This window comes from Lysobacter niastensis (genome assembly GCF_031457115.1).
GTDB classification, from domain to species: domain Bacteria; phylum Pseudomonadota; class Gammaproteobacteria; order Xanthomonadales; family Xanthomonadaceae; genus Lysobacter_J; species Lysobacter_J niastensis_A.
This window is the reverse complement of the sequence record NZ_JAVDVY010000002.1, coordinates 743,427-761,996: the sequence shown is the minus strand read 5'-3', so window position 1 is coordinate 761,996 and position 18,570 is coordinate 743,427. Positions and strand designations below refer to the sequence as shown.

Genomic DNA, 18,570 nt, shown 5'->3' with positions numbered 1-18,570 from the left:
CAGAGCGTGCATGCGGTCGCGATTCGAATCCGACGCGGCTCACGTCGTGCGGCGCAGCTAGCGGGTTTGTCGGCGCATGTGGTTAAGGCGGCGTCGACGACGCATGTCGCGCAGGTGCTGCGGTTCATCGCGCGGCGGGCAGTGTGCGTTTCGCCCAACGACGGGCGCACATGACAAGAGAGAAGGCATGAAGATCACTGCTCGAAACGCAACCCTGGCGCTGCTCGTGGTGGGCACGTTGACGCTGGCGGCGTGCGCCAGCCAGAAGCAGGCCGCCGAAGAAGCGCCCGCGGCGCAGGCTGCGCCGGCGGATGCCGAGGCGCCTGCTGCGGATTCGGGCTCGTCGGCCACGCCCTGACGGTACAAGCCGCAGCGATCGTACGCGGCGAACCAGCAGCCTTACCGGTTGCCATCACGCCCCGCAGAGGGCGGAACTTCGAGTGTGTGGTGCGAAGGGCGGCTTCGGTCGCCCTTCGCTTTGCAGCCTCAGCCAACCGAGGTTTCGCTGAAGGTCTCATCATTCGTGTCGTCCGCCGACCCGTTGCGTGCCTCACGCCCGGCCACCACCCCGGTGGCGGTGATATCGGCAGTGACATTGCCGACCGTGGCGAACACGTCCGGAATCGTATCGATCGCCAACAGCAGGCCCAGCGGCTCCACTGGCAGCCCGGCCGCCTGCACCACCGGCATGTTGGTGGCCATGAAGCTGACCTGTCCTGGCAGCCCGACCGAGCCCAGGCTGATCACCACCGCCAGCGCCGCGCATCCGGCAAGTTGGGCCGCGCCCAGGTCGATGCCGTAGATCCACGCCACGAATGCGGTCACGCCGATGTACTGCACCGGACTGGTGATGCGGAACAGTGAAACCGCCATTGGCAGCACCAGCGAGGCGATCTCAAGCGGATAACCCAATCGCACGCGGGCACTTTCGACCATCGCCGGCAGCGAGGCCAGCGAGGATTGCGTGCTGGCGGCGATGGTCTGCGCCGGCAACACGCCGGCGGCGAAGCGCCTCAGCGGCGTGCCGGCAGCTTGCGCGACCAGGTACAGCATCAGCGTGACCGCGATGTACAGCGCGCACTGCAGGACGATGTAGTAGCCGAACGCGCCGAGCATGCCCACGCCCACGCGGGCGCACACGGCGAACATCAGCGCGAACACGCCCAGCGGGGCGATCCACAGCAGCCAGCGCACGATCACGATCATCGCGTCGGCGATGGCCTGGAAAAGCTCCACCAGACGGTCGCGTCGCGCCGGCTCGATGCGTGTCAGCGCGAAGCCGAAGAACAGCGCGAACACCACCAGCGGCAGCATCGCGCTGGCGGCCGCGGCAGCGATGACGTTGCTCGGGATGACCGCGGCGAACCAGTCGGCCAGTGCGGGCGGCGTAGTCACCGCGTGCGGCGCGGCCGTAGCAGCGCGGAACGACTGTACCAGCGCGTCATCGCGCGGCAGTAGCGACAGCAGGGCGGGGGCGGCGATGGCGGCGAACGCGGCGCCGGCGCTGAGCAGCACGATGAAGACCAGCATCGCCCGGCGCGCTGTGCGCCCAGAGGCCGCGGCGTCATTGGCCGAGGTCACGCCGATCACCACCAGCGACACCACCAGCGGCACCACGGTCATCTGCAAGGCATTGAGCCAGAGCCGGCCGATCGGCTGCATGAACGCGGCGGCCGTGTCGGCCGTCGCGGGGGAAATCGCGACCAGGACCAGGCCGGCAACAGCGCCGGCGATCAGGGCCAGCAGGACACGCGTGGTCATCGACATGGGCGGCAGGTTTCTCGAATACGCAATGGAGTGAGCTTACGGGGCCGGAAGCCGCCAGTCGCGCTGCAGGCGCTGGTACTCGGCCGACGGCAGCAGCACGAATACAGGATGGCGCTCGGGTCGCAGCCACGCCAGCAGCTGCTGCATGACCGGCTCGGCCATCGCGGTGCAGCCGGCGGTCGGCTCGCCGGGTGCCTTCCACAGGTGCGCGAAGATGCAGCTGCCCGCGCCAGGGGTGTTCTGCGGGTTGTGATCGATCACGAAACCGAGCTTGTAGCGCTGGTCGCCTCCGGCATGCAGGTCGCGACGCATCGGCTCGGTCGAATCCCTGACGGCATCGTCGCCGACGACGCCTGCATCGACGATGCGGTTGTACAGCGGCGATGCATTGACGTCGATGCAATAGTCCGAGGCCGTCATCGCCTGATACGGCATTGCCGTGGCGGTGGCGTCGGCATAACCGAACACGGTGCCGATGGCGAACACGCCGGCGGGCGCGCGACCGTCGCCTTCCCGCTTTTCGGGACCATTGCCCTGCGGGCTGCCCGATTGCGCCGGGTGCAGGCCGATGCCCCAGGCGCTGCCGTTGCGCCCGACGGTGATCGGTGCCGCGGTGCCGACCTCACGCCAGGCGTCGCCATCGCGCTCGAAGCGGCGCAAGCGGCCTTGGTTCGCGTTCCAGCCGGCAGTGGTGACGAGCACCAGCTGCCCGGCGTTGCTCCACGCGGCGACCGGCGAAGGCGGCGGCCCCGACGCGCACGAGGCCAGGGCCAACACGGCAGACAGTGGCAGGGCTTTGCGCCAGATGGATCTGAAAATCGGCAACATGTGTGTCCTGTCGTGACCTCAGGTATCCAACAGATCCTGCATGCGCTCGAGATTGAGGTCGAGCTGGCGGCGGCGACCCTCGCTGGTGTCGCACAGCAGCAGGAAGATCAGGTCGAGCAGGTGTTGCAGCGCCGACTGGTACAGCAACGGTTCGACGTGCCGGCGCTCGTCGTGCGCCGACACCAGCAGCGACGCGTCGGCATACGCACGCAGCGGGTTGGGCGTGTGGCGGGTCACCGTGACCACCTTGCCGACACGCTCGCGGAACACACGGCTGATCTGGCACAACGCCGGCTGGCGGCCGTGCTCGGAAAACACCATCAGCACGTCGCCTGGACCCGCGCTCGACACGCCGGCCTGCATCAGCACGGCATCGACGTAGTGCACGGTGACGATGCCCAGCATCGACAGGCGCGTGGCGAATGCGCGCGCCGGAATGCCGTCCTCGCCCAGGCCGATGACATACACCTTGCCCGCCTGCTGCAGCAGTGCGGCGATGGCGTCGATGCGCTCGCCGGGATTGATCAGCTGTGTCTCCGCCTCGGCCTGCGCCTTCAGCTGCCACAGGTGCTCGGCCAGCAGGGCGCGCGGGTCGTCGACCGTGGCGACCGCGGCAACGCCTTCGTCGCCACCGCCGCTGCGGGCGACCGCCTGGCCGATGGAGTACTTGAGGTCCGGATAGCCCTTGAACCCGAGTTTCTGGCTGAACTTGACCACGCTGGACTGGCTGATGCCGAGCGCGTCGGCCAACTGCTGCGAGGAATAGTCGCGCAGCAGGTGGGCGTTATCGAGCAGGAAGTCGGCGATGCGGCGTTCGATGGCGGACATCTGGTCTCGTTCGGCGCGGATTTTCAGCAACGACGACATGACTGGGTCCCTCGGCTCAGCCGGGCAGCAGTTCGAGGCCGCGGATCTCGCGGATGCCCAGGCCCGGGGCGTCGGTGACGGAGATTTCCGACTCGTTGAAGATCACGCCACCATCGACCGGGTTGAACGCACACAGCGACGGTCCGTCCAGGTCCACCTTGGTGATGACGTTGGCCTTGGCCACGGCGACGTGGACGGCGGCGGCGACGCTGATGCTGGTCTCGATCATGCAGCCGATCATGCACTCGATTCCGTACAGCGCGGCGATGTCGGCGATGCGGATGGCATTGGAGATGCCCCCGGTCTTCATCAGCTTGATGTTGATGATGTCGGCCGCGCGCATGCGGATCAGCTCGATGACCTCGGTAGGACCGAACACGCTCTCGTCGGCCATGATCGGCGTGTTCACGCGTTCGGTGACGTACTTCATGCCGTCGAGGTCCCTGGCCTTGACCGGCTGCTCGACCAGCTCCAGGCGCACGCCGGCGTCTTCGAGCTGCCGGATGGCGAAGACCGCCTGCTTGGCAGTCCAGCCCTGGTTGGCGTCCAGCCTCAGCAGGGCGCGGCCCTCGACCGCGGCGTAGATCGCCTTGACCCGCTCGATGTCGACGCCGATGTCCTTGCCGACCTTGATCTTCAACGACTCGAAGCCGCGATCCACGGCACTGAGCGAGTCCGACACCATCTTGTCGATGTAATCGACGCTGATGGTGATGTCGGTGGTGATCACGGGGTCTCCACCGCCGAGCATCTGATAGAGAGGGGCGCCGTAAAGCTGGCCCCACAGGTCGTAGATCGCGATCTCGACGGCGGCCTTGGCGCTGGTGTTCTTCTCCAGCGCTGTCTGGATCAGCTGGGTGATGCGGTTGAGGTCGGCGATCTCCTGGCCGACCAGGCGCGGGGCGATGTACCGGCGGATCGCCTCGATGATCGAACCGTGCGTATCGCCAGTGATCACCGCCGTGGCGGCCGCTTCGCCGTAGCCGACATGGCCGGTGTCGGTGTGAACCGACACGACGATGTCCTCGACCGTGTCGACCGTGCGCAGAGCGGTCTTGAACGGCGTCTTCAGCGGGACGCGAATCATGCCGAAGCGGATTTCGGTGATTTTCATGCAGTAGGGGCCGGGGAAAAGAGTGGCGAGGGAAAGGCGTCGGTCACGGTCGGATGCGCTGGATGTTGGTGGCGCGGTCGATATAGGTCTGGGTGGCGTTGAACATCAGCGGCAGCAGCGGCGAAACGGTCACGCCATTGGTCCTGGCGCGGGCGATGTTGCCGTCGCGGCCGCGGTAGCTCAGGCCCGTGGTGTCATGGATGACGTAAGGCTCACCGTCGATCTGGCCGATGACCATCATCACGTGGCCGGGGATGTAGACCAGGTCGCCGACCTGCAGCTCGCGGGCGATGGCCACGCGCTGGTCGCGGCTGTCCTTTTCGCCGAGCGCCAGCCGGTTCAGCGCCGGGCTGACGGCCTGATCGCTGGTGTTGCGCGGCAGTTGCACGCCCATGCTGCGGTAGACCTCGGACACGAAACCGCTGCAGTCGCGGGCGTTGTAACCATGGCCCCAGCCGTAGCGCTCGCCGAGGAAGCGGAAGCCCTGTTCGATGACGTGGCGCTTGCTCAGCGTGAGGTACTGATCCGCGGTGGCGTCGCGACGCGGGAGCAGCGCGGGGGCGAAGCGCAGGCTGCCGTCGTCGTTGCGTACCGGCAGTTCGATCACGTACGACGTGTAAGGATGCTGGCCGTTGACCGGCTTGTCCGCCGGCCAGTCCGCCAGCACCGGCACGCGCACGCCCATGTCGAGCTGCAGGTCCGAGACGCCTGGTTCTTCCGGGGTGTACAGCGTGTGCGCCATGGCGCCGGTGACGATGCGATACGGTGCCTTGCGCGTGTAGCCCAGTACGTCGGCGGCCTTGCCCATCGCAACGTGGCGCTTTTCGATCCAGGCGGCGTAACGGGGGCTCACCACGAACCACCATTGGCCGTCGCGACTCTCGTGCACGATCGCGACCGGATCGCCCGGGAAGAGCGCGCTCTCCTGGAAACGGTCGATGTCGTGGTCGTCGCTGGAGGTGAACACGCGCAGACGAGTCGGAAATGCCCGCAGGTCGGCGCGATGCACCACCAGTCCGTAGCGGGTCGATTGTTGCGCCGGGATCGCGTCGAGGTTGGCGTCGGCGACGGTATCGTCGATGGTCGCAGCCGGCACCGGCTGCCCGCGCTCGTCGAACAGCGGCTTGGTCGGGTGCCTGGAGATTCCGCTGACCCACCCGCCGACCTGCTCGCGATTCAATGTGGCAGGCAGCGCATCCAGGTCGTGCATGCTGCGGTCGAGTCGTTGCAGGCGGGCGTTCTGCGCCGCGATCGCGTCGCGATCGAGCACGACCCGGTCGGCGTCGGCCAATCGCTCCACCCAGAAAGCCGGATCGAGTTGTGCGTCCTCGACGCCGATGACGCCGTGCGCGGGGATTGGCCAATCGCGTGCCGTCGACGGCTGTGCGGCGACGGCCGAAAACAGCAGGGCAGTGGTGAGGGAAAGGAGCAGTCTCATTGATCATCCCACCGGGGAAAGACCGGACAACACGCCGGCCATGAACAGTCCGATGCCGGTGCCCAGCACCAGCCCGAGCATCGCCAGCAGCACCGCCGCCGGCACCAGCGCGCGGGAGTACGTGGCGGCCAGCACCGGCGCCGTCGCCACGCCGCCGATCTGCGCCAGCGAGGAGATGCCGCACAGGTACAGGTCGAAGCGGAACAGGCGCGCGGCCACCAGGAACAGCGCGATGTGCATCAGCAGCACGCTCAGACCGACCAGCACAAACAGCGGCGCCTGCGCCATGCCGGCGAAATTGCTCTGCGACGCCAGCGTCGCCACCAGGCACGCCAGCATCGCACTGGCCAGAGGCGAGGGCACGGGCGAGGTCGCCAGCGGCGTGCGCGCCAGCACCAGGCCGACGACGGTGGCAATCAGCACGGTCCACGCCGTGGTCGTCAGAAAGCCGTTGCTGGGAAGCGCCGCGGCCAGCGCCGCCGCGCCGTTGCCGACCAGCAAGGCGATGCCCAGCCACAGCAGGACGCCGCCTGCGCTGGCTTCTCCGCTCGTGTTCGGCGCCGATGCCACGGGCAACGGCCGCGCGTCGGCGCGCGTCCAGCGATTGAAGGTCGGCGCGAACCGCACCGCCGAGAACAGCACCACGACCCACAGCGAATAGCACAGCGCGTCGGCCAGAAGGACCGGCGGCAGCAGGTTGTCGGGAAGCCCGATCGACTGTTTGACCGCGACCAGGTTGGCCGAGCCGCCCGTCCAGGTGGCGCTCAACGCGGCCAGCATCTTCCAGCCGTCGGCCGGCAGCCAATGGCGGAAGATCAGGTAGGCGAGCACGATCGCGGCCAGGATGCTGCCCATCGCGCAGGCGAACACGGCCAGCATGCGCGGCCCCAGGCGCAGGATCGCGCGCAGGTCGCAACCGACCATCAGCAGGAACAGCAACGCCGGCAGAAGTTGCGCGATCAATGACTTCTGCGTGGCTTCGATGTCGGGCGTGGTCCGCCACAGGCCACCCACGGCCAATGCGGTGACGAACAGATAGGTCAGCACGATGGGCGGGAGCACCGAGAACAGACGCCAGCCATAGCGCTTCTCCAGCGAAGGAAACAGGCCGGCCGCCAGCAGCACCACCGCCAGATAAGGCCAAACCGTCTGGATCATTGCTCCCCCTCGCCAGCGCCGGTCGGGAGACCCCGCCGGCCGCTAGGAATACATACTTCACTATATGATTTTGTCAAGAATAAATTATTGACCATCCCTTCCAGCCATGTTACACAGCCGTTACTGGGGTCCTCAGGTGCTCGGCTGCACGTGGACGTTTCTATTCTTCCGCTCGAATCTCGACCGCAAGAACCGGCCATCCGTCCCGGTCGAGGCTGGCGTGTGGGTGCGCGTGCCGGGCTGTGCGCAGTACTGCTGATGGTGAGCACCGCTGGCGTCGCGGATTCGCCCGAGGCCGGGCTGCCAACCCGCGTGATCGCACTGGTCGATGCCGGCGATTTCCGTGCCGCGCAGCAGCAGATCGATGCCGCGATAGCTGCGGCTGACACCGGTGTCGATACGCTCACCGCCCTGGAGTTCCAGCGCGAGCGCATGCGTCGCATCCGCTTGGACTTCCCGCTCACCGAAGCCGAAGCCAAGCGCAAGCTGCGCGAGCGCATCCCGGACCTGCGCGACGACGAATTCGACGCGTGGAAGCAGGCCGATCAGCTCGAACACGTGGTCATCGACGGCCAGCCGTACTACTTCAACCGCTCGATCTCCAACCTGTTCCGGCTCAGTCCGCAGGCGGCGGCGCGCCTGCCCAAGCCCGTGGTGCGCAACGACGGGCCGATGGAGCAGGCCAACGCCTATCACGACGAGGCGCTGCGGCAGGCGCGCGACACCGGCAAGACCAGCGTCGCGCCGCGGCGCGTGCGGGTCACGCAGTCGATCATCGTCAATGCCGACGCCGTGCCCGCAGGCGAGACCGTCCGGGCTTGGATCCCGTACCCGCGCGCGCTGCCGGACCAGCAGGAAGGCATCGCTTTCGTCGCCAGCCAGCCGGCCCGCCACACGATCGCGCCGGAATCGACGATGCAGCGCACCGTCTATCTGGAGAAGCCCGCGCAGGCCGGCCAGCCGACCGAGTTCTCGATCACCTACGAGTTGACGGTGTTCGGACAGGTCCATCGCATCGACCCGGACAAGGTCGTCGCGGTCGGCAATCGCCCGGATCTCGCTCCGTACCTGGGCGAGCGACCGCCGCACATCGTCTTCACCGACGACATGCGCCGGTTCTCGCGCGAGGTGGTGGGTGACGAGACCAATCCCTATCGCATCGCGCGGAAGCTCTACGCCGCCGTCGACCGCACACCGTGGGCCGGCGCGCGCGAGTACTCCACGCTGTCCAACATCAGCGACTACGCGCTGCACGCCGGCCATGCCGACTGCGGACAGCAGACGCTGCTGCTGATGACGCTGCTGCGCCTCAACGGAATCCCGGCGCGCTGGCAGTCGGGCATGGTCTATTCCGACGGCGACTACGACAACCTGCACGACTGGGGCTGGCTGTACCTGGCGCCCTACGGCTGGGTGCCGATGGACGTCACCACCGGGCAGTTCAAGGACGCGAAGGATCCGGGCATCGAGTGGTTCTACCTGGGCGGACTCGACGCCTATCGCATTGCCTTCAACGACGACTACGGCACCGAGCTGGTGCCGGCCAAGCGTCATTTCCGGTCGGAAACCGTGGATTCGCAACGCGGCGAAGTGGAGTGGTCCGGGGGGAACCTCTACTTCGATCAATGGGATTACAGGTTCGAAGCAAAAGTCTTGCCATGATTCGCCGCGGCCGGAGACGGTTGAGGCTCACAACGAGGGGAGGGGACATGAACGGTAAGGGGTTGCGCAAGTCCGCGCTGTGTATCGCTTTGGGAATGTGCCTGTCATCGGCGCTCTCCCTGCAGAGCGCACACGCCGCCAATAACGATGGTTCGCTGGTCGGGCGCACGACTCCCGGCGCGCAGGTGACCGTGACCAGCCCGGACACCGGCTTCACCCGCACGGTCACCGCGGATGAGCAGGGCAACTACCGCTTCCCGTTCCTGCCGGTGGGCAACTACAACGTCGCGGTCAGCAGCGACGGTGCCGCAGTCGGTGAGGCGCGCACGGTGACCATCAGTCTGGGCAACGCGACCAATCTCACGGTCGCAAGCGCGACCGACCTGGCGGCCGTACAGGTGCTGGGCAGTCGGGTGATCAGTCCGATCGACGTCACTTCGACCGAGTCGGCGACCAACATCACCCGGCAGGAAGTGGCGCGGCTGCCGGTGCAGCGCGACATCACCGATGTCGCCACGCTGGCGCCCGGCGTCAATCGCGGCGAGTTCGGCGGGATCTCGTTCGGTGGCTCGTCGGTCGCGGAAAACTCGGTCTACATCAACGGCCTCAACGTCACCGACTTCTACAACCGTGTCGGCTTTTCCTCGCTGCCGTTCTCGTTCCTGCAGGAATTCCAGATCAAGACCGGCGGCTACTCGGTCGAGTTCGGCCGCACCACCGGCGGCGTGATCAATGCGGTCACCCGCTCGGGCTCCAATGAGTTCCATGCCGGTGCGGATCTGGTATTCGACGGCCTGATGCAGTCCGAGGCGAAAGACCATACCGGCCTGATCTCGCGCTACGACGAAACCGAGGAAAACAACTACGCCGTCTGGGCGTCGGGTCCGATCATCAAGGACCGATTATTCTTCTTCGGCATCTACGAGAAACGCGACCTCGATGGCCAGAACACCAACGACGGCGGCACGCGGTTCTTCAAAACCGACGGCAACAACGACTTCTGGGGCGCAAAGCTCGATTGGCAGATCAACGACAGCAACCTGCTCGAACTTCTGGCGTTTTCCGACAAGAACGACACCACCCAGGACAGCTATCCTTTCGATCACACCACGGGCGATCGCGGCGAACGCGACAATCGGACGTTCAACAAGAATGGCGGCGACAACTGGGCGCTGACCTATACCGGCTACCTCACCGACGCCTTGTCGATGAAGGTGCTGTACGGTGAGAACGAACGCAACGCCTCGGTCAACAGCCTCAACGATGCCGCGTGCAACCTCGTCCAGGACCGCCGTGTCAGCGCGGACTTCATCGGTTGCACCAGCAACACCGCGGTGATCGACCGCACCGACACGCGCGAAGCGGCACGCATCGACTTTGAATGGTCGCTGGGCGAACACCTGCTGCGCTTCGGCGCGGACCATGAGAACAACACGTCAGACTACTCCAGCGTCTATCCGGGCAACGGATTGCGCTACGAGGTCAGCAACATTCCCGCCAGCCGCCGGGTGAACGGCGTCATCGTTCCGGATCCCACCGCCACTGCCTACGTTCGCACCCGCCAAGTGGCCAACAACGGCACCTTCGAAACGGAGAACGAGGCTTACTACGTCGAGGACAACTGGTCGGTCACACCCAACCTGGTGCTGAACCTCGGTCTGCGCTGGGAGGCGTTCGACAACAAGGATGCCGAAGGGCGCAGCTACATCGAAATGGACGACATGATCGCCCCGCGCTTCGGATTCTCGTGGGACTTCAACGGCGACGGTCGCGCCAAGATCTTCGGTAACGCGGGGCGCTATTACCTGCCCGTGGCCAACGTCATCAACATCAAGCAGGCCGGCCCGTTCCTCGACGCACGCCGGTTCTTCGTCTTCCAGGGTTTCGGCACGTTCACCAATCCGTCCACCGGCATCACCTATCCCGATCCGATACTCGGCCAGGAGATTGGCACGGTTGACGACTCGCAGGGCGACGGCACCGTCGGCGACCTGACCGGCGAAGTCGACCAGGACATGGATCCGGTGTACCAGGACGAGTACATCCTCGGCTTCCAGCAGATGCTGGGCGAGACATGGTCGTGGGGCGTGCGCGGCATCTATCGCAAGTTGCACGACGCCATCGACGACATGGAGATTACCTACAATGGATTCTGTGAAGTCGACACGTTCGTCATGGCCAATCCGGGCAAGGACCTGACGTTCTTCACGGACACCGACCCCGACTGCGACGGCGACAACGACGCAATGGTCACGATCGACACCTCCAGCCAGGGTTGGGCGCTGTACAACGACGACGGCGACCTGGTCGGTCAGCGCGGCTGGGGCCAAGCCAAGCGCACCTATCGCGCGCTCGAGTTCGTGCTCGACCGTGCGTGGGACGACAAGTGGGCGTTCAACGCGTCCTACACGCTGTCCTACAGCAAGGGCAATGCCGAAGGCCCGGTCAACTCGGATACCGACTTCGCCGACTCCGGCCGTACCGAGGCGTTCGACAATCCGTTTGTGAACCTGGACGGCTACGGCTACCTGCCCAATGACCACCGTCATCAGTTCAAGTTCCGCGCCTCCTATGCGCTCGCCGATAATTGGCTGCTGGGCGGCACGCTGGACGCGCAGTCGGGCCGCCCGGTCAGCGAATTCGGTGCCGGAAATCCGATCGACTCGACCGAGTTCCTCAGCCACTACATCTGCGAGTTCAACTGCACCGAGGAATTCGAGCCGTCCGAGCGCATCTATCGCCTGTCGCCGCGTGGCGCCTATGACCGACTGCCGTGGGCATACTCGCTGGGGGCGAGCATCGCGTACAACCGGGATTTCGGCAGGGTCAAGATGAATGCCAAGTTCGCGATATACAACATCACCAACGAGCAGACGGTGACCGAAGTCAACGAGACCCGCGAGGAGCAGGACGGCATCGGTACGCCGAACCCATTCTTCTTCCAGGGCACCGGCTACCAGGCGCCGCGCTACGCGCAGTTCATCCTGTCCATCAACTACTAACCCCCTCGGGCGACCCGTGCGAGCGGGTCGCCCATTTTTTTGGGGCGGAATTCGGAGCGGCATTCCCTCGCCACTTCCCGCCCCGCATTCCTGGAAGCAGATGCCCAGATGGTGATCATGGAAGGAAAAGGGCGTCTTGACGGAGTCGATCTGCGCGAGTTGGTGTCGACGGTTCCGACGCCGTTCTACGCGTATTCGGCATCGGCCATACGGCATCGCGTCGGTGCGCTGCAGACGGCCTTGGGTGGAATGAATGCACGCATCTGCTACGCGGTAAAGGCCAACGGCAACCTCGCCGTGCTGCGGCTGATGGCCGGGCTCGGAATCGGCGCCGACATCGTGTCGGCCGGCGAAATGCACCGCGCATTGCACGCCGGGATCCCCGCCGGAAACATCGTCTTCTCAGGAGTGGGCAAGACCGCCGACGAGATGGCCCAGGCGTTGGCGGCCGGCGTCTGGCGCTTCAATATCGAGTCTCGCGACGAGCTGCATACCTTGCAGACAGTTGCGGCCGAGCAGGACGTGGTCGCGCTCGCGGCGGTGCGAATCAATCCCGACGTCGACGCCGGCACGCATGCAAAGATCTCGACCGGAAAAGCAGAAAACAAGTTTGGTGTGACAATGGACGAGGCGCGGGACTGGTTCTCGCAGTCGGATGCGTTTCCGAACGTCCGCCTGGACGGCCTGCATGTCCACATCGGCTCGCAGATCCTCACGCTGCAACCCTTCCGCTTGGCGATGCAGCAGGTGGCCGCCTTTGCTGCGCAGCTCGCCGCATCGGGCCACCCCATCAACAGCATCGACGTCGGCGGAGGGCTGGGCGTGCGATACCGGCATGGTCACGACGTACCGGTATGCGTCAACGAATACGCCGCCATGCTGCGCGCGACGTTCGCCGATTTCGACGGCACGATCGTCCTTGAGCCAGGCCGCTACCTGGTAGCCGAGGCGGGCGTGCTGATCACCCGCGTGGTTCGCATCAAGGCCGGCGCCAGCCGGGAGTTCCTGGTGGTCGATGCGGCCATGAACGACCTGCAGCGTCCGGCGCTTTACGATGCATGGCACGAGATCATTCCCCTGCATGATCGCGGCGGAGGAGATGTGCGTTACGACGTGGTCGGTCCGGTGTGCGAAACCGGGGATACCTTCGCCGTGCAGCGATCGATGCCACGATGCCAGGCCGGTGACCTGTTGTTGATCGCCAACGCCGGCGCGTATGGTGCCTCGATGTCTTCCAATTACAACTCGCGCCCATTGACGGCCGAACTCATGCTCGACCGCGGCCGCCATGCCGTGGTGCGACGACGGCAGAGCTTCGAGGAAATGGTCGCAGGGGAATCACTGGCGGCGGAGTGGTTGACGGCATGAAGCGCTTGCGATGGCTTCCTTTTGCGCTGTACGTGCTGGTCCTTGCACCGGCCCTGGTCGCACGGCCGGCCCAAACAGAGAGTCCGCGCCCCGTCATCGACGCCGCATTCGACGATGTCGTCGCCCGATACCATTTGCCCGGGCTCGCAGTAGGCGTGGTCGAGGACGGCAAGGTCACCTATGTGCGCACGACCGGCGAGCGCATCGCCGGCAGCGGCGAGCCGATCGATGCCGACACGCTTTTCAAGGTCGCCTCCAACACCAAGTCCATGACCACGGCGTTGCTGGCACGACTGGTCGACCAGGGCAAGCTGCGCTGGGACGATCCGGTCACACGTCACCTGCCGCAGTTCCGGATGCACGATGACTGGGTGACGCGCGAGATGCAGGTGCGCGACCTGCTGGTCCACAACAGCGGCCTGCGCGCCGGTGCCGGCGATCTGATGCTGTGGCCGGAGCCCAACGACTTCACCCGCGCCGACATCATCCGCGGCCTGGCGTACCTCAAGCCGGTCTACAGCTTCCGTTCGCGCTACGCCTACGACAACCTGTTGTACATCGTGGCAGGCGAGGTCGCGGCGGCCGCCGGCGGGGCGCCCTACGAAACGCTGTTGCGACGTGAGGTCTTCCAGCCGCTGGGCATGGCGCGTTGCCAGATCGGCGCGTGGAACCGCGCCGAGGTCGGCAACGTGGCCCAGCCGCACATGCGCCAGGGCGAGCGCAACGTGCCGGTGCGCGCCGACAGCGATGCGATACCCGCCAGCACCATGGACCCGGCCGGCGGCGTGCGCTGCAGCCTCAACGACATGCTGCGCTGGATGCAGGCCTGGCTGCGTACCGAGCCGGCGCAATCGCCGTGGCTGTCGCGCGACCAGCGCCGCGCGCTGTGGTTGCCGCAGATGCCGATGCCGCTGTCGGACCGGCAACGCGCGTGGGACGACAGCCATTTCAGCGCCTACGGCTACGGCTGGCGACTGGCCGATGTCGACGGGGTGTTCAAGGTCGCGCACACCGGCACGCTGATGGGCATGTACTCGGCGGTCACGTTGCTGCCGGACCGCAACGTAGGGTTCGTCATCCTCGCCAACGGCGAGGCCGACGACGCGCGCACCGTGCTGACCGAAGTATTGGTCAAGCACTTCACCGCGCCGGCGCAGCGGCGCACGGTGGCCCACTATGCCGATGAACTCGACCGCGAACGCGCGGCCCTGCCTGCAACGCGACGCCCGCCCGACACCTCCGCCCGGCGGCCGGCCGAGGTCGCGTCGATGCGGCGCTGGCTTGGCGTGTACCGCGATCCGTGGTTCGGTGAAGTGGCGCTGTGTGCCAGCCTGGAGCGCGTGCGCTTCGCGTCGCGCAAGTCGCCGATGCTGGCCGGCGTGGTGCAACGCGTCGGCGAGCGATGGCTGGTGGACTGGGACGACGATAGCGTCGATACCGAAGCCTGGCTCGACTTCGCCGGGACGGACGGTGCGGTTTCGCTGACGATGGCCAAGGTCGATCCCGAGGCGGACTTCAGCTACGACTATGAAGATCTCGCATTCAAGCGCACGGGCGCCTGCCCGTAGCCTCGCCGCGCCGGTCGCGCTGACGGCGGCGTGGCTGCTTGCGGCCTGTGCCGCCACCGGCGACACGGCGGACGCGTCGCCCGCGCGCACCCCCGCCGAGGCCGGTCTGGTCGACGTGCAGGCGCTGGTGCCCGACGTCGACCTGGACATCCGCTATGCCGGGTACAACAACTTCGTCGGTGCGCCCATCGACGGCTATGAGGCGCCGCGTTGCTACCTGCTCGACCCCGCGGCCCGTGCGCTGGCGCGCGTGGAGGCGGAACTGCGCGCGAGGCAGATGCGGCTGCGGGTGTTCGACTGCTACCGGCCGGTACGCGCGGTGCATCGCTTCGTCGCCTGGGCACGCGATCTGGACGACGAGCGCAGCAAGGCGCAGTACTACCCCAACGTGGACAAGACCGCGCTGGTGCCCGACTACATCGCCGATCACTCCGGCCACAGCCGCGGCGCGACGGTCGACCTGACGCTGATGCAATGCGACCCCCAAGACGCGCAATGCGAGCCGCTCGACATGGGCACCGCGTTCGATTTCTTCGATGAACGCGCCCACACCGATGCGCCTGCCGTGAGCGAACTCCAGCGCTCGAACCGGCAACTGCTCAGGCAGGCCATGGAGCGGCACGGTTTTCGCAACTATCCGCTTGAATGGTGGCATTACACGTTGCAGATCGAGCCCGCACCGACGGCCGCGTACGACGTGCCCGTGAAATAGCCCTTCACGCTACGTTAGCCAAGCGACGGGGAACCAGGGCCTAGAATCGCCCGATGTTCCGTATACACCCGCCAGCCCGCAACCGGGCCGCCCGCGTGGCCTTCCTGATGGCGCTGTTTGTTCTGGGCGCCGGCTTCGACGCGCACGCGCGCACCGTCTATCGCTGCGTCCAGGGCGGCACGGTCAGCCTGGCGACCGCGCCGGAGCCAGGCTCACGCTGCACGCCGCGCGAGATCGACGACAACGCGGTGAAGCTGCCCAACCTGTGGGGCGCGATGGGCGTCGTCAACGGCACGCTGTACGAGCGCTTGCAGGACGGCAAGACCGTGTACAGCACGCGCAAGTTGCCGGGTTCGGTGAAAGTGCTGGCGTTCACCGTGCGCACGCCGCCTGGCGAGCCGGCGCACGCGGGACTGGGCCGCATCGGTCGTCCGCAACTGGACCGGTATCCCGCGCAATTCCGGGCAGCAGCGAAGGCGACCGGCGTTGATGACACCTGGCTGCGGGCGATCGCCCATGCCGAAAGCGGCTTCGATGCCGCCGCGGTGTCGCCGAAGGGTGCCATCGGCGTGATGCAGCTGATGCCGGAGACCAGCCGGCAGTACGGCGTCACCGATCCATTCTCGTCGGACCAGTCGATTCGCGCGGGTGCCCGGCACCTGGAATCGCTGATGCGCCGCTATGGCGACAATCTGGTGCTGGTCGCCGCCGCCTACAATGCCGGCATCGGGGCGGTGACACGCTACGGCGGCGTGCCTCCGTATGCCGAGACGCAGGCTTACGTCGCCAAGGTGCAGGTGTTGCAGGTCCGCTACCGCGAGGCGCTGGAGCGCTTGCCGCGCGGGCGAACGAGGACGTCAGCGCCCTGACGCAGACGGGTTGTGCCGCGCGACGTCATGACGCATGGCAGCAAGCGCAGATCGCGCAAAGCGGATGAACAGGCGCAGGCGATAAGCGCGCGACACGGCGGAATGAAGGCCCCGTTAGCCGGGGCCGCGTTGCCGCCCATACAGTCGCCAGGTTCGATGCTCGCCTCGAGGTCAAGCGGGCTTGTGCCCGTTTCCGAGGCCCGCTGCCGGCCGCATCGGCAGCCAAGGAGCCGCCCATGAGAGCCACCGTCCCAACCGTTGCCCAGGCGCGTCACAAGCGTATGTTGCGGATCGCGCTGGGCGCTTCCCTGATTCCGTTGCTGATGGCGATTGCGCCGCGCCTGGATGCGCGCCCGAGCGGTGGCGCGCAGAACGTCGAAGGCGGCGCACCCCAGCAGACCGTACCGCCACCGGAAGTCGAGCATGCCGCCGATGCGGTGGATCACGCCCGCGACGGTTTGCCGCCGCCGCAATTGGGCGACGAAGACCCGATGACATCGCAGAAGCCGCCGCCGACGCAGCTGCCGCCGACGCAATCGCAGGGCATGGCGGCGACACCGCCGCCGGCCAAGCCCTTGCTGTGGACGCAGTTGGACGCCAACGTCGATGGCAGGATCAGTGCCAGCGAAGCCCGCGCCAATGCCGATTTCAGTACGCGCTTCGCGACCATCGACACCGATCGCGACGGGTTTGTCGACGAGACCGAATACCGCTCCCACGACAAGACCATGGATCAGAGCGAGGAGAAACCGTAGTCGACTGGAGTTGCCCGGAGGCGCTGGTGCTCAGCGCACCAGCGCCGTGGTCTGTTCGTACGGAAGAGGCGTTGCGCCGGCACGCAATATCGACGGCTCCGCCGCGTCGAGCTCTTCCTTCTCCGCGTCGATCACCACCAGGATGCTTCCGGCCTGGATCTCGGCATCGAACTTGCGCCGGATCGGGTCCGGCAGCGAGGAGCCGACCAGCGCCGAGGCCCAGCAACCCACCACCGCCCCGGCCACGGCCGCTGCCGCGGCGCCTGCAAGCGTCAGGCCAATGGGCGTGAGCACGATGGCCGCCAGTCCGGCCAGCAGGCCAGCGGCACCGCCATACCCGGCACCGCGCAAAGCGGCGGGGATCAGGTCGGTGTCGGCTTCCTTGTGCTCGTTGGGAATCTCATCCAGTTCGATGTCCGAGCGCGCCGCCAGCAGGATGTCGTTCGAGACGATGCCGGCGTCGTGCGCAGCCGTCATGACGTTGCGGGCGGTGTCGATGTCGGGGGTGCTGAATACATGGCGCACTTTCATCGTATATGTCTCCTGGCCAACCGGGAGTCCGCCGCGAACGCGGTACCAGGCGCTGCGGCCGCAGTCTTCCTCAGGCAGCTTTGCGCCGCGAAGGTTACTGGCGCGTGATGGTGAAGAGGCCGCCTGCAAGCAGTGCTAATGTGCGGCGCAGTCTTCGGAGGATCCCATGAACCGTCGTATTTTCCGTGCCCGCCTCGCGTCTGCCCCGCTGCTCGCGTTGCTTTGTTTGATGGGCTGCAAGGGTGCCGACACCGCACAGCAGGCGGCACCCGAGGTCGCCGCCGCGACCGCGCCGACGCCGTCGGCCGTCGCGGAACCCCCCGCTTCCAGCGCGACTGCCAAAGTGGATCGCATGCAGTTCGCCGACCGGGTCTGGCGCGTGAAGGAGTCCTCGACGGTGGCGGCCGGAACCACGTATGCCTTCCTCGCCGACGGCACGCTGGTGATCGACTCCCCCGGTGGCACGCCGTTGTACGGGCAATGGCGTTTCGACGACGGCGCGCTGACGCTGGTCGAGGAGGGGCAGGCGTATCCGACCGAAATCCTGGAGCACGGCAAGGATTCCATGCGGATCCGCAGCCACAACCCGGGTACGCCGGTCGATATCCTGCTGGTGGCGGCGCCCGAGGTGACGCTGCCGCAGGCCAGATAGCATCAGGAGCTCGCCATGCTGCCCTTTGCCACCATCGCGTGCCCGTATTGCGGCGAATACATCGATATCGCGATCGATGCCTCGACCGGTGGCCAGACCTACGTCGAGGATTGCCAGGTCTGTTGCCGCCCGATTGTCGTGGTGGTGGGCATCGATGAAGAAGGAGAGCCGACTGTGTCGGCGATGCGCGAGGACGACGTTTGAAGCTCGATTCGAAGTGCCAGAAGCCAGCGTCGTTCGTAAAGGTTGTGTTGGATTCAGCCTGGGATATTGGGCGAA

At 66.4% G+C, this 18,570-nt stretch carries 17 protein-coding genes; 10 read left to right on the top strand and 7 right to left on the bottom strand.

All coding sequences use genetic code 11. The annotated features are described in order from the left end of the window. Window positions 1–187: 187 nt before the first annotated feature. Entirely contained in the window at window positions 188–358 is a 171-nt protein-coding gene (locus J2X06_RS12745) for a hypothetical protein (RefSeq protein WP_310062979.1), read from the top strand. A gap of 128 nt (window positions 359–486) precedes the next feature. Here J2X06_RS12745 and J2X06_RS12740 read toward each other — a convergent pair whose 3' ends face one another. From J2X06_RS12740 to J2X06_RS12715, 6 genes are read right to left on the bottom strand one after another with little or no spacing between them, the layout of a single operon-like run. Beyond that, window positions 487–1,767: a dicarboxylate/amino acid:cation symporter gene (locus J2X06_RS12740; protein ID WP_310062977.1), complete on the bottom strand. Its 1,281-nt coding sequence runs from the start codon at window positions 1,765–1,767 to the stop codon at window positions 487–489. A 36-nt stretch (window positions 1,768–1,803) separates the two neighbouring features. Next, on the bottom strand, window positions 1,804–2,595 hold the full coding sequence (locus J2X06_RS12735; protein ID WP_310062975.1) for a L,D-transpeptidase family protein: 792 nt from the start codon (window positions 2,593–2,595) through the stop codon (window positions 1,804–1,806). A gap of 18 nt (window positions 2,596–2,613) precedes the next feature. Then, a complete protein-coding gene (locus tag J2X06_RS12730) occupies window positions 2,614–3,462 on the bottom strand; it encodes a MurR/RpiR family transcriptional regulator (protein WP_310062974.1) in 849 nt (282 codons plus the stop codon). Window positions 3,463–3,478: 16 nt separating this feature from the next. Continuing rightward, a complete protein-coding gene (locus J2X06_RS12725; RefSeq protein WP_310062972.1) occupies window positions 3,479–4,576 on the bottom strand; it encodes a dipeptide epimerase in 1,098 nt (365 codons plus the stop codon). Between the two features lie 43 nt (window positions 4,577–4,619). Beyond that, on the bottom strand, window positions 4,620–6,014 hold the full coding sequence (locus tag J2X06_RS12720) for an SH3 domain-containing protein (protein ID WP_310062970.1): 1,395 nt from the start codon (window positions 6,012–6,014) through the stop codon (window positions 4,620–4,622). A gap of 3 nt (window positions 6,015–6,017) precedes the next feature. Next, a complete protein-coding gene (locus J2X06_RS12715) occupies window positions 6,018–7,172 on the bottom strand; it encodes a DUF819 domain-containing protein (RefSeq protein WP_310062969.1) in 1,155 nt (384 codons plus the stop codon). 258 nt (window positions 7,173–7,430) lie between these two features. Here J2X06_RS12715 and J2X06_RS12710 point away from each other — a divergent pair, with 258 nt between their 5' ends. From J2X06_RS12710 to J2X06_RS12680, 7 genes are all read left to right on the top strand, one after another. Beyond that, window positions 7,431–8,834, top strand: coding sequence for a transglutaminase-like domain-containing protein (locus J2X06_RS12710; RefSeq protein WP_310063630.1), 1,404 nt, complete (start codon window positions 7,431–7,433; stop codon window positions 8,832–8,834). A gap of 47 nt (window positions 8,835–8,881) precedes the next feature. After that, window positions 8,882–11,836 (top strand): TonB-dependent receptor, encoded by a 2,955-nt coding sequence (locus tag J2X06_RS12705; RefSeq protein ID WP_310062967.1) that lies wholly within the window; start codon window positions 8,882–8,884, stop codon window positions 11,834–11,836. A gap of 108 nt (window positions 11,837–11,944) precedes the next feature. Further along, window positions 11,945–13,204, top strand: coding sequence for a diaminopimelate decarboxylase (gene lysA / locus J2X06_RS12700; RefSeq protein ID WP_310062965.1), 1,260 nt, complete (start codon window positions 11,945–11,947; stop codon window positions 13,202–13,204). Continuing rightward, window positions 13,201–14,772 (top strand): serine hydrolase domain-containing protein, encoded by a 1,572-nt coding sequence (locus J2X06_RS12695; RefSeq protein ID WP_310062964.1) that lies wholly within the window; start codon window positions 13,201–13,203, stop codon window positions 14,770–14,772. The genes lysA and J2X06_RS12695 overlap by 4 nt, the downstream gene beginning before the upstream one ends. After that, complete coding sequence (locus tag J2X06_RS12690) at window positions 14,732–15,484, top strand: M15 family metallopeptidase (RefSeq protein WP_310062962.1); 753 nt, start codon at window positions 14,732–14,734, stop codon at window positions 15,482–15,484. The genes J2X06_RS12695 and J2X06_RS12690 overlap by 41 nt, the downstream gene beginning before the upstream one ends. 107 nt (window positions 15,485–15,591) lie before the next feature. After that, window positions 15,592–16,353: a lytic transglycosylase domain-containing protein gene (locus tag J2X06_RS12685; RefSeq protein ID WP_310063628.1), complete on the top strand. Its 762-nt coding sequence runs from the start codon at window positions 15,592–15,594 to the stop codon at window positions 16,351–16,353. 236 nt (window positions 16,354–16,589) lie between these two features. Next, entirely contained in the window at window positions 16,590–17,108 is a 519-nt protein-coding gene (locus J2X06_RS12680; protein ID WP_310062960.1) for a hypothetical protein, read from the top strand. Between the two features lie 30 nt (window positions 17,109–17,138). On the opposite strand, the gene J2X06_RS12675 is transcribed toward J2X06_RS12680, so the two are convergent. Then, complete coding sequence (locus J2X06_RS12675) at window positions 17,139–17,639, bottom strand: hypothetical protein (protein WP_310062958.1); 501 nt, start codon at window positions 17,637–17,639, stop codon at window positions 17,139–17,141. 166 nt (window positions 17,640–17,805) lie between these two features. On the opposite strand from J2X06_RS12675, the gene J2X06_RS12670 reads away from it, so the two are divergent. Together J2X06_RS12670 and J2X06_RS12665 are read left to right on the top strand one after the other, a co-directional pair. Continuing rightward, entirely contained in the window at window positions 17,806–18,291 is a 486-nt protein-coding gene (locus tag J2X06_RS12670; RefSeq protein WP_310062956.1) for a hypothetical protein, read from the top strand. 15 nt (window positions 18,292–18,306) lie between these two features. Next, complete coding sequence (locus tag J2X06_RS12665) at window positions 18,307–18,495, top strand: CPXCG motif-containing cysteine-rich protein (RefSeq protein ID WP_310062954.1); 189 nt, start codon at window positions 18,307–18,309, stop codon at window positions 18,493–18,495. Window positions 18,496–18,570: the final 75 nt, after the last annotated feature.

What these genes read in the sequence shown, in the direction of transcription:
- J2X06_RS12685 (WP_310063628.1), top strand. Translation starts at nt 15,592, where the DNA reads ATGGCGCTGTTTGTTCTGGGCGCCGGCTTCGACGCGCACGCGCGCACC.
- J2X06_RS12695 (WP_310062964.1), top strand. Translation starts at nt 13,201, where the DNA reads ATGAAGCGCTTGCGATGGCTTCCTTTTGCGCTGTACGTGCTGGTCCTT.
- J2X06_RS12735 (WP_310062975.1), bottom strand. Translation starts at nt 2,595, where the DNA reads ATGTTGCCGATTTTCAGATCCATCTGGCGCAAAGCCCTGCCACTGTCT.
- J2X06_RS12675 (WP_310062958.1), bottom strand. Translation starts at nt 17,639, where the DNA reads ATGAAAGTGCGCCATGTATTCAGCACCCCCGACATCGACACCGCCCGC.
- lysA (WP_310062965.1), top strand. Translation starts at nt 11,945, where the DNA reads ATGGTGATCATGGAAGGAAAAGGGCGTCTTGACGGAGTCGATCTGCGC.
- J2X06_RS12720 (WP_310062970.1), bottom strand. Translation starts at nt 6,014, where the DNA reads ATGAGACTGCTCCTTTCCCTCACCACTGCCCTGCTGTTTTCGGCCGTC.
- J2X06_RS12710 (WP_310063630.1), top strand. Translation starts at nt 7,431, where the DNA reads ATGGTGAGCACCGCTGGCGTCGCGGATTCGCCCGAGGCCGGGCTGCCA.
- J2X06_RS12740 (WP_310062977.1), bottom strand. Translation starts at nt 1,767, where the DNA reads ATGTCGATGACCACGCGTGTCCTGCTGGCCCTGATCGCCGGCGCTGTT.
- J2X06_RS12715 (WP_310062969.1), bottom strand. Translation starts at nt 7,172, where the DNA reads ATGATCCAGACGGTTTGGCCTTATCTGGCGGTGGTGCTGCTGGCGGCC.
- J2X06_RS12745 (WP_310062979.1), top strand. Translation starts at nt 188, where the DNA reads ATGAAGATCACTGCTCGAAACGCAACCCTGGCGCTGCTCGTGGTGGGC.
- J2X06_RS12665 (WP_310062954.1), top strand. Translation starts at nt 18,307, where the DNA reads ATGCTGCCCTTTGCCACCATCGCGTGCCCGTATTGCGGCGAATACATC.
- J2X06_RS12725 (WP_310062972.1), bottom strand. Translation starts at nt 4,576, where the DNA reads ATGAAAATCACCGAAATCCGCTTCGGCATGATTCGCGTCCCGCTGAAG.
- J2X06_RS12690 (WP_310062962.1), top strand. Translation starts at nt 14,732, where the DNA reads ATGAAGATCTCGCATTCAAGCGCACGGGCGCCTGCCCGTAGCCTCGCC.
- J2X06_RS12680 (WP_310062960.1), top strand. Translation starts at nt 16,590, where the DNA reads ATGAGAGCCACCGTCCCAACCGTTGCCCAGGCGCGTCACAAGCGTATG.
- J2X06_RS12730 (WP_310062974.1), bottom strand. Translation starts at nt 3,462, where the DNA reads ATGTCGTCGTTGCTGAAAATCCGCGCCGAACGAGACCAGATGTCCGCC.
- J2X06_RS12670 (WP_310062956.1), top strand. Translation starts at nt 17,806, where the DNA reads ATGAACCGTCGTATTTTCCGTGCCCGCCTCGCGTCTGCCCCGCTGCTC.
- J2X06_RS12705 (WP_310062967.1), top strand. Translation starts at nt 8,882, where the DNA reads ATGAACGGTAAGGGGTTGCGCAAGTCCGCGCTGTGTATCGCTTTGGGA.